The organism is Streptomyces sp. NRRL F-5755 (genome assembly GCF_001279365.1).
Lineage (GTDB): Bacteria > Actinomycetota > Actinomycetes > Streptomycetales > Streptomycetaceae > Streptomyces > Streptomyces rimosus.
Map to the genome: position 1 here is coordinate 66,528 of NZ_LGCW01000218.1, position 9,973 is coordinate 76,500.

Below are 9,973 nucleotides of genomic sequence, written 5' to 3' on the forward strand. Positions count from 1 at the left end.
ACGGCGTGTAAGGACCCGGCCGGACGGCCCGTTCAGGCAGCCACCATCTCCACCACCGCCAGGTCGCCCGCCTGATGCACTCCGGCCACCCGCAGCCCGGCCCCGGCCGCCAGTTCCGTCAGCTCCGCGACCCCGCGCTCCCGCGCGCCGAAGTAGACCAGCATCCGCAGGTCCATGCCGGTGTGCACCGACTCGCCGTCCGCACCGACCCGTTCCACGACCAGCACCCGGCCGTGCGCGCCCGCCGCCTCCGCGCACCGCCGCAGGATCGTGTGCGCCGCGTCGTCGTCCCAGTCGTGCAGGATCGCCGACAGGACGTAGCCGTCCGCCCCGGAGGGCAGCGCCCCGAAGAAGTCGCCCGCCACGGCGTCCCCGCGGTCCGCCAGCCCGGCCGCCGCCAGGGTGGCGCGGGCCGCCCGTACGGTCTCCGGCTGGTCGAACACGGTGCCCCGCATCCCGGGGTACGCGCTGAGCAGCGCCGCCAGCAGCGTGCCGTTGCCACCGCCGACATCCACGATCCGCCCGAGCGTGCCCCAGTCGAAGGCGGGCACCACGGCCTCGGCCCACGCCGCCACGTCGACGCCCATCTCCGCGTCGTAGCCGGCGGTCCGCTTCGGGGCCGCCCGCAGGTCCTCCCAGAAGGAACGGCCGTAGTGCCGGGGGTAGGCGGCCTCCCCGGTCCGTACGGAATGCAGCAGCGCCACGAACGCGAGATCGCCCCGGCCGAGCGCGGTCTCCGCGTCGAGCCGCCGCCGCACGCCGGACGGATGGCCGTCGCGCAGCTCCTCGCCGCGCGGCAGCAGCCCGTACCGCCCCTGGGCGTCCCGGCTGAACACCTCCACCGTCACCAGGTGCCGCAGGACCCGCTCCAGCACACCGGCGTCGGCCCCGGTGACCTCGGCCAGCTCCCGCGCCGTCCGCACCCCGTCCGCCAGATGATCGGCCACCCGCAGCGTCGCCGCGACCCGTACCGCCATCGGTGTCACCAGGTCCGCGATCGACCAGATCCCCCGGTCCCCGCCGTCGGCCATCGTGTCCGCCCTTCCGTCGTACGCTCCGGTCCCGCTGTGCGAACGCAGCAATCTACGTAATCGGCGGACGGATCAACCAATGGTTATCCACCGGCTCATGAGGTGCCGTCGGGCAGGCCGCGTACCCGTACGCGATAGCCCACCTCACCGCCACCCTGCCGCTCGACCACCACCCGCCCGTCCTCCAGCCGCGTCTCGTAGCGCTCGACCTCCGGACGCTCCCAGCCGTCACCGGCGTCCGGCACGACCAGGCCGCCGCCGTGCCGGCCGGGCTTCGGCGCCCACACCTCCAGCTCCGTGGCACCGTCCGCGCCCGCCACCGGCAGCACCGCGCCCGCGCGCGCCAGCACCGGAATCCGCGACAGCGGGGCGTCCACCAGCACCTGCCCGGGACCGTCGTACGCGCGCCCGCTCGCCGTGTCGTACCAGCGGCCGCGCGGCAGCCGCACCGCCCGTCGCGTCACCCCGGGCCCCAGCACGGGCGCCACCAGCAGCGCGTCGCCCAGCAGGAAGGCGTCCTCGCAGTCGCGCAGCTTCCGGTCGCGCGGCGCATGCCACCACACCGGACGGACGTACGGCGCGCCCGACAGCCGCGCCAGCTGCCCCAGCGTCACGAAGTACGGCAGCAGCCGCACCCGCTCCAGCAGCGCCGCCCGCGCGTGCTCCAGCACCTCCGACCCGTACTCCCACGGCTCCCGCCGCCCCGCGGTCATCGCCGAGTGCGTACGGAACAGCGGCAGGAAAGCGGCCATCTGGAACCACCGCAGATACAGCTCCGGCGACGGCACCCCCGAGAACCCGCCGACGTCCGGACCGCTGTACGGCACGCCGCACAGACCCATCCCCAGCACCAGCGACAGCGACGCCCGCAGCCCCGGCCAGCCGGTCGCCACATCACCCGACCACGTGCCCCCGTACCGCTGCATGCCCACCCACCCGGAGCGCGAGAACAGGAACGGCCGCTCCTCGGGACGCTGTTCCAGCAGCCCGTCATACCCGGCGCGCGCCATCGCCAGCCCGTACACGTTGTGGGCCTCCCGGTGGTCGCCGCCCCGGCCCTCCAGCGCGTGCCGCGCCGAGCGCGGCAGCGACGGATCGCCGAACGCCGCGAACGACACCGGCTCGTTCATGTCGTGCCACACCCCGGAGAAGCCCTGCGCCACCCGCTCCGCGTACAGCCCGCCCCACCACTTGCGCACCCGTGCGTCCGTGAAGTCCGGGAACACCGCCTCACCCGGCCACACCACCCCGCGCACCTCCCGGCCCCGCGCGTCCCGTACGTACGCGTCGGCCGCCGCCCCGCCCTCGTACACCGCGTTGCCCGGCTCCGCCTTCACCCCCGGATCGACGATGGACACCAGCCGCACACCCTCCGCGCGCAGCTCGCGCGCCAGACCGGGCAGGTCGGGGAACGCCGAGCGGTCCACGGTGAACACGCGGTGGCCGTCGAAGTGGTCGATGTCCAGATGCACGGCGGACAGCGGCAGCCCGCGCTCCTGGTAGCCGGAGACCACCCGCCGCACCTCCGCCTGGCTGCCGAAGCCCCACCGGGCGTGCTGCGGGCCCAGCGCCCACGCGGGCGGCAGCGCGGGCGTCCCGGTCAGCGCCGTCCAGCACTGCAGGACACGGGCCGGCGTGCCGACCAGGATCCAGTAGCGCAGCGGGCCGCCGTCCATCCGCAGTTCGGCGCAGCCCGGCCGGTCGTGCCCGGACCCGGCCCCCTCCACGCCCTCGCGCAGCGTCACCGTGCCGTCCCAGGAGTTGTCGTGGAAGACCAGATGCGTACCGGCGTCCGCCACCACGAACTGCACCGGCATCGTGACGGACAGCGGATCGTCGCCCGGCACGAACGCGCCGCCCGGGTCGGTGTTCCACAGCCGGTACGTGCCCGCGCGCAGCCGCGGCCCCGCCGACCGGCCGCCCAGCCCGAAGAACCGCGCGTCGGCCGCCACCTCCGCACGCTGCACCCACCGCGAGTCCCCGGCCCGCTCGCCCGGTACGTCACCGTCGTCCCCGGGCACCCGGTCCCACCAGCGCGGCGGCAGCTCCCGCCGCAGCACCACACCGCCCGGCGTCCGGACGTCCACCGCGCCGTGCCGCGAGACCGTCACCGTCACCCGCTCCGCCACCACCCGCCAGCCGCCCTCCGTGTCGGGCTCCAGCACCGCCCGCGCGTCCGGCTCCGGACACCCGCCGGCCAGCGCGTACGACGGCTCCGGCGCCGCGCCGTCCCAGCCGCAGAACACCGCGCCGCCCGCCGCCACCCGCACCCGCAGCGACGAACGCGCGAAATGGATCACCCCGCCGCCCGGCCGCGGCTCCATGCACACCGCCGCGCCCGGCACCCGCGCCCGTTCCGGGCCGCGCCGCGGCAGCCCCAGCGCGTCCGCCCGGCGCCGCCGCCACGCCCACCGCCACGTCCGCAGTCCCCGTACCGAGCCGAGGGCCCGGACCGCGCCGACCACCCTGTCCCACCGCACCGACCACACCTGATCACGCCCGTCCATGCTGCTCAGCCTGCCATCGACGGTGCGGCGCGGGGGCACCGTTCAACTCCCGTTCACCCGGGAAGAACCGGGAGCCCACCCACGGCACACCGGTGCCGCCCGCACGGCGCGCGCCGGCCGCCGGAGCGCGCCCGGACCCGCCCGCCGCCGCCCCCGAATGTGCGGCCGACCCTGGCGCACAAGTCGATCACGTGGCATCGTCCTGCCCAGCCGTGTCACACGCACGCGCCCCCGCGCTGCGCCGGGGCGACCCTCCGGCCGTACGGGGACCACGCACACCGCGTACCGCACGCCCACACCGCGTCCACGCAACGCCGCGTACAGCCGGGAGCCGATCATGACCACCGCACCGCAGTCCGTTCCGCAGCCGGAACCCCTCTGGCAGCCCGGCCCGGACCGCATCGCCGGCGCCCGGCTCACCCGCTTCCACGACTGGGCGGCCGCCCACCACGGCGCCCCCGCGCGCGACTCCGGCGACCCGGTCGCGGACTACGCCGCGCTGCACCGCTGGTCCGTGACCGAGCTGTCCCGTTTCTGGCAGGCCGTCGCCGACTGGTTCGACGTCCGCTTCGCCACCCCGTACGACACCGTGCTCGCCGACCGCGCCATGCCCGGCGCCCGCTGGTTCCCCGGCGCCACCCTCAACTACGCGGAACACGCCCTGCGCGCCGCCGAGGACCCGGACCGCGCGGACGCCCCCGCGCTGCTGTACGTGGACGAGACCCACGAACCGGCCACCGTCACCTGGTCCGCGCTGCGCACCCAGGTCGGCTCCCTCGCCGCCGAACTGCGCCGCCTCGGCGTACGGCCCGGCGACCGCGTCAGCGGCTACGTCCCCAACGTCCCGCAGGCCGTCGTCGCCCTCCTGGCCACCGCCGCCGTCGGCGCGGTGTGGACCTCCTGCGCCCCCGACTTCGGCGCCCGCAGCGTCCTGGACCGCTTCCAGCAGGTCGAACCGGTCGTCCTGTTCACCGTCGACGGCTACCGCTACGGCGGCAAGGAACACGACCGCCGCGACACCGTCGCCGAACTCCGCCGCGAACTGCCCACCCTCAGGGCCGTCGTGCACATCCCCCTCCTGGGCACCCCCGCCCCCGAAGGCGCCCTGGAATGGGCCGACCTCACCTCCGCCGCCACCGAGCCGGTCTTCGAACAGGTCCCCTTCGTCCACCCCCTGTGGGTCCTGTACTCCTCCGGAACCACCGGACTGCCCAAGGCCATCGTCCAGTCCCAGGGCGGCATCCTCCTGGAACACCTCAAGCAGACCGGCCTGCACTGCGACCTCGGCCCCGACGACCGCTTCTTCTGGTACACCTCCACCGGCTGGATGATGTGGAACTTCCTCGTCTCCGGCCTCCTCGTGGGCGCCACGATCGTCCTCTACGACGGCAGCCCCGGCCACCCGGACACCGCCGCCCAGTGGCGCATCGCCGAACGCACCGGCACCACCCTCTTCGGCACCTCCGCCGCGTACGTCATGGCCTGCCGCAAGGCCGGTGTGCACCCCGGCCGCGACCTCGACCTCTCCGCCGTCAAATGCGTCGCCACGACGGGCTCCCCGCTGCCGCCCGACGGCTTCCGCTGGCTGCACGACGAGGTGGCCGCCGACCTGTGGATCGCCTCCGTCAGCGGCGGTACGGACGTGTGCAGCTGCTTCGCCGGCGCCGCGCCGACCCTGCCCGTGCACATCGGCGAACTCCAGGCCCCCTGCCTCGGCACCGACCTCCAGGCATGGGACCCGCACGGCAAGCCGCTCATCGACGAGGTCGGCGAACTCGTCGTCACCAACCCCATGCCGTCCATGCCCGTCCGCTTCTGGAACGACCCCGAAGGCACCCGCTACCACGACAGCTACTTCGACACCTACCCCGGCGTCTGGCGGCACGGCGACTGGATCACCCTCACCTCGCGCGGCTCGGTCGTCATCCACGGCCGCTCCGACTCCACCCTGAACCGCCAGGGCGTACGGATGGGCTCCGCCGACATCTACGAGGCCGTCGAACGCCTCCCCGAGATCCGCGAATCCCTCGTCATCGGCCTCGAACTGCCCGACGGCGGCTACTGGATGCCGCTGTTCGTCCACCTCGCGCCCGGCGCCGTCCTGGACGACGCGCTGCGCGACCGCGTCAAGCGCACCCTGCGCGAACAGTGCTCCCCGCGCCACGTCCCCGACGAGATCATCGAGGCCCCCGGCGTGCCCCACACCCTCACGGGCAAGCGCATCGAGGTCCCGGTCAAGCGGCTCCTCCAGGGCACGCCGCTGGAGAAGGCGGTCAACCCGGGATCGGTGGACAACATCGAACTGCTCCGGTTCTACGAGCGGATCGCGGTGGAGCGGGCGGCGGGCTCCGTGGACCAGGAGAAGTAGGCGCGTGGGTGGAGGGCTCTGCCGCTCCATGAGGTAGGTCGTGTCTTTTGGAGCAGCGTGGAGCAGCCCGCGGGGTCTGGGGAGGGGGCACCTCCCGCGCCTGTACAGGGCTGTGGGGGAGCCGCGCAGGCGGGGCATTGCCCGCGGACCGGGTGTCCGTGGGTGATGCGGCAACGCCGCGCGGGGGTGCCTCCCAGCGGTAGTCGGGGGAGTGCCGTGCCTGGGGATGCCTCCCAGCAGCCAGCTGGGGGAGCCGCGGGCCCAGGAGGGGCCGAAGGCACGGCCTGGCCGCGCGGGCCGTCCCGGGCGGCCGTTGTCAGACCCCCCGACTACTCTCAGTCACCAGTGCAGCTCGTGGAGCGAGCCGCACGCACCGACCGAGGGGGAGTCATGGCAGCACCGTCCCGACACAGCACACCCGCCGACCCGAGCGGCCCCGCCGCCGCGCGCCGCATGCTGCGGCGCGAAGTCCCCAGCACCGCCGCCGTCCTGGCGGACGCGCAGGACTTCGCGGCTATGCGCCGCTACCGCACCTTCCCGTTCGACGACCACACCGCCTACCTCCAGCAGATGGAGACCCTGCTGCGCTCCCTGACCGCCCAGGGCATCCACACCACCGTCACCCTCTTCGACCCGGTCGCGTACGAAACGTTCTGCACCGACGCCGACCTGGACCCCGACCGCCCCGACAGCCGCTCCCGGTATACGGCCGAACTGGCCTGCACGGGCGCCACCGTGCCGTATCGCGGCGAAACCCTGACCCGCCTGCTGCCCCTGCTCATCGACGAGGCGGAGCGCCAGGCGACCTGGGAGCGGGCCACCGCCCTCCTGGCCCGCACCGGCGCCTGCGCCGACTGCGGCGAGGACCTGGCCCGCGCCGCCTTCGCCCGCGCCTCCCGCGCGGTCACCTCGCTGCTGGACACCCTCGGCGACGGCACCCACCACCTGGTGTGCAGTGTCCCCGCGAGCGGCGCCCCGCTCCTCGCCGTCCTGCACGCCGCCTCCGACGACGACGGCCGGCTGGAGCTGTCCGAGGCCGCGACGCTGCTCTTCTGCACGGTCCTCGCCGTCGGCGTCGCCCTGCGCAGCCCCGGCGGCATCGTGTCGCGCACGAGCGGGACCGACGACCGCGACGCGGTCCGCGGCTGGATCCTGCGCGACGCCTGGCTGCACCCGCTCAGCGCCGCCGAGGTCTTCACGGCCTACTGCACCGACGCCGACTCCGGCGAACCGGTCCCGCCCGAGCACGGCGTCGACTACCACGCGGGGCTCACCCTGCCCGACCCACCACCGACGGAAGGCCACGACCACCGGTGACGGCAGCCGCGGGGGAGGGGCGGCCGGCTCCCGGCGCCACGCCGAAAACGCCGGACGGCCGCCCCGCCACGAGGGCGGGACGGCCGTCCGTACCAGCTCAGCCGCGCTCCGGCGATCCGGTGATCACTCCCCGGAAAGCACCGCCTGCGCGGCGGCGCGCGCGTCCTCGGCGGTGTCCGCGGCCCGCGCCGCGGCGGCCGCACGCTCGCACTGCGCCAGCGTGTGCTTGGCCAGCGTCGCGCGCACGTAGGGAATCGACGCCGCGCCCATGGACAGGCTCGTCACGCCCAGACCCGTCAGCACACACGCCAGCAGCGGATCGGAGGCCGCCTCGCCACAGACACCACAGCTCTTGCCCTCGGCCTTCGCGGCCTCGGCCGAGACCGCCACCAGGTCGAGCAGCGCCGGCTGCCACGGGTCCTGCAGCCGCGAGACCGCACCGACCTGACGGTCGGCGGCGAAGGTGTACTGCGCCAGGTCGTTGGTCCCCAGCGACAGGAACTCGACCTCCTGAAGGATCGACCGGGCGCGCAGCGCGGCGGACGGAATCTCCACCATCGCGCCGAACTTCGCCTGCAGCCCCGCCTCGCGGCACGCGTCGGCGAACGCCTTCGCGTCGGTACGGTCGGCCACCATCGGGGCCATGACCTCAAGGTAGACCGGCAGTCCGGCGGCGGCCTCGGCCAGCGCGGCCAGCTGCGTACGGAGCACCTCGGGGTGGTCCAGCAGCGTCCGCAGACCGCGCACGCCCAGAGCGGGGTTCGGCTCGTCGCCCGGCGTCAGGAAGTCCAGCGGCTTGTCGGCGCCCGCGTCCAGCACGCGCACCACGACCCGGCCCTCGGGGAACGCCTCCAGCACCTTGCGGTACGCCTCGGCCTGCTTCTCCTGCGACGGCGCCTTCTTGCTGTCGTCGAGGAAGAGGAACTCCGTACGGAACAGCCCGACGCCCTCGGCACCCGCCTCCACGGCCGCCGGCACGTCCGAGGGACCGCCGACGTTCGCCAGCAGCGGCACCTTGTGCCCGTCCGAGGTGGCACCCGGACCGGTCGAGGCGGCCAGTGCGGCCTTGCGGGCCTGGGCGGCCTGCTCCAGCTCCGCGCGCTTCTCGGCGCTCGGGTTCACGAAGATCTCGCCAGTGCTGCCGTCGACGGCGACGACGGTGCCCTCGACCAGCTCGCCCGCGCCCGGCAGCGCGACCACGGCCGGCACCCCCAGCGCCCGCGCGAGGATCGCGCTGTGGCTGGTCGGGCCGCCCTCCTCGGTCACGAACCCGAGCACCAGCGTCGGGTCCAGCAGCGCCGTGTCGGCGGGCGCCAGGTCCCGCGCGATGAGCACGTACGGCTCGTCGCTGTCCGGCACGCCCGGCATCGGCACGCCCAGCAGGCGCGCGACGATGCGGTTGCGCACGTCGTCGAGGTCGGCGACCCGCCCGGCCAGGTACTCACCGGCACCCGCCAGCAGCGCCCGGTAGGCGGCGAACGCGTCGTACACACCGCGCTCGGCGGTGCTGCCCACGGCGATGCGCCGCTCGACGTCGGCCATCAGCTCGGGGTCCTGGGCCATCATGGCCTGGGCCTCCAGCACGGCCTGCGCCTCGCCGCCCGCCAGGTTGCCCCGCGCGATCAGATCGGCAGCCACAGCTTCCACGGCCTTGCGGGCACGCCCCTGTTCGCGCTCCGCCTCCTCCGCCGGGATCTGCTTGGCCGGCGGCTCCAGCACCGCCGTGCCCATGTGCCGCACCTCGCCGATCGCCACACCGTGGCTCACGCCGACGCCTCGCAGCGTTGTCTCCATTTCACCCGTCTCCGGTTGGTGCGGCGGTTCACTGCCGCCGCGGTGGATGTCGTACGTGCCGTCAGGACGGCGGGGGCCTACTGCCAGCTGAAGAGCCGCTCGCCCGCCTTGACCTCGCCGTCCTCGACGACCTCGCCGAGGGAGTCGGCGGTCGCCTCCAGCGCGACGACGGGGCAGACCGGCGACTTGCCGGCCTCTTCGACGGCGGCCGGGTTCCAGCGCACGACGGCCTGGCCGCGGGTGACGGTGTCGCCCTTGTTGACGAGCAGCTCGAAGCCCTCGCCGTTGAGCTGGACGGTGTCGATTCCGAGGTGCGTCAGCACGCCGTGGCCCTCGCCGTCGACGACGACGAACGCGTGCGGGTGCAGCGAGACGACGACACCGTCGACGGGCGAAACGGCTGCCGACGGCTCACGTACCGGGTCGATGGCGGTACCGGGACCCACCATCGCGCCGGAGAACACCGGGTCGGGCACGGCCGCGAGTCCGATGGCGCGTCCAGCGAGCGGGGACGTCACGGTGGTCATGGGAGTCCTCCCAGGGGTGGAGATGTATCAGGCCGCCGTCACTACCTGTCCTGGACGGCGTGCCGATCAGAGCGTAAGTCATAAGAAGTGAGGGTTCCGCACGCGCAACACCGCCCCCGGAGCACCGGCCCCGGGGATTCGATTTGCCCCGTCCGGCGCATCCCTGTACTGTCTGACTCCTGCCCCGGTCCGACAAAACGCGATCACTTCGCGGAACGGACGGAGGCGGCACTCCATCAGAACTGATCGAGATTTTCGACCTCGTTTCTGCATGTCTGCGGAAAAGACGGTGGATCGAAAGCCCGAAACGGCCTGATAGAGTGGTGGAACACCGAAGGGAAGCGCCCGGAGGGCCCGGTGAAACGGGACCGAAGGAAGCGTCCGTTCCTTGAGAACTCAACAGCGTGCCAAAAGTCAACGCCAGATATG

General features: G+C 74.0%; 6 protein-coding genes. 2 read left to right on the top strand and 4 right to left on the bottom strand.

Annotated elements, in window-relative coordinates:
• Positions 1-32 precede the first annotated feature (32 nt).
• Together ADK86_RS18225 and ADK86_RS18230 are read right to left on the bottom strand one after the other, a co-directional pair.
• Complete coding sequence (locus ADK86_RS18225; RefSeq protein WP_053697530.1) at positions 33-1,031, bottom strand: methyltransferase; 999 nt, start codon at positions 1,029-1,031, stop codon at positions 33-35.
• Positions 1,032-1,126: 95 nt separating this feature from the next.
• Entirely contained in the window at positions 1,127-3,538 is a 2,412-nt protein-coding gene (locus ADK86_RS18230; protein ID WP_053697531.1) for a glycoside hydrolase family 31 protein, read from the bottom strand.
• 337 nt (positions 3,539-3,875) lie between these two features.
• On the opposite strand from ADK86_RS18230, the gene ADK86_RS18235 reads away from it, so the two are divergent.
• Both ADK86_RS18235 and ADK86_RS43170 read left to right on the top strand, forming a co-directional pair.
• Positions 3,876-5,906 (top strand): acetoacetate--CoA ligase, encoded by a 2,031-nt coding sequence (locus ADK86_RS18235; RefSeq protein WP_053697532.1) that lies wholly within the window; start codon positions 3,876-3,878, stop codon positions 5,904-5,906.
• A gap of 390 nt (positions 5,907-6,296) precedes the next feature.
• On the top strand, positions 6,297-7,223 hold the full coding sequence (locus tag ADK86_RS43170) for a hypothetical protein (RefSeq protein ID WP_030602572.1): 927 nt from the start codon (positions 6,297-6,299) through the stop codon (positions 7,221-7,223).
• A 123-nt stretch (positions 7,224-7,346) separates the two neighbouring features.
• Here ADK86_RS43170 and ptsP read toward each other — a convergent pair whose 3' ends face one another.
• Both ptsP and ADK86_RS18250 read right to left on the bottom strand, forming a co-directional pair.
• The gene (ptsP, locus tag ADK86_RS18245; RefSeq protein ID WP_053697533.1) at positions 7,347-9,017 is read right to left on the bottom strand and encodes a phosphoenolpyruvate--protein phosphotransferase; all 1,671 of its coding nucleotides are present in this window, start codon (positions 9,015-9,017) and stop codon (positions 7,347-7,349) included.
• 77 nt (positions 9,018-9,094) lie between these two features.
• Positions 9,095-9,544 carry a PTS sugar transporter subunit IIA gene (locus ADK86_RS18250; protein ID WP_053697534.1) on the bottom strand — a complete coding sequence of 150 codons (450 nt, stop codon included), beginning with the start codon at positions 9,542-9,544 and terminating at the stop codon, positions 9,095-9,097.
• Between the last annotated feature and the right edge of the window lie 429 nt (positions 9,545-9,973).

Coding starts and splice junctions, on each gene's coding strand:
- ADK86_RS18225 (WP_053697530.1), bottom strand. CDS start 1,031: ATGGCCGACGGCGGGGACCGGGGGATCTGGTCGATCGCGGACCTGGTG.
- ADK86_RS18230 (WP_053697531.1), bottom strand. CDS start 3,538: ATGGACGGGCGTGATCAGGTGTGGTCGGTGCGGTGGGACAGGGTGGTC.
- ADK86_RS18235 (WP_053697532.1), top strand. CDS start 3,876: ATGACCACCGCACCGCAGTCCGTTCCGCAGCCGGAACCCCTCTGGCAG.
- ADK86_RS43170 (WP_030602572.1), top strand. CDS start 6,297: ATGGCAGCACCGTCCCGACACAGCACACCCGCCGACCCGAGCGGCCCC.
- ptsP (WP_053697533.1), bottom strand. CDS start 9,017: ATGGAGACAACGCTGCGAGGCGTCGGCGTGAGCCACGGTGTGGCGATC.
- ADK86_RS18250 (WP_053697534.1), bottom strand. CDS start 9,544: ATGACCACCGTGACGTCCCCGCTCGCTGGACGCGCCATCGGACTCGCG.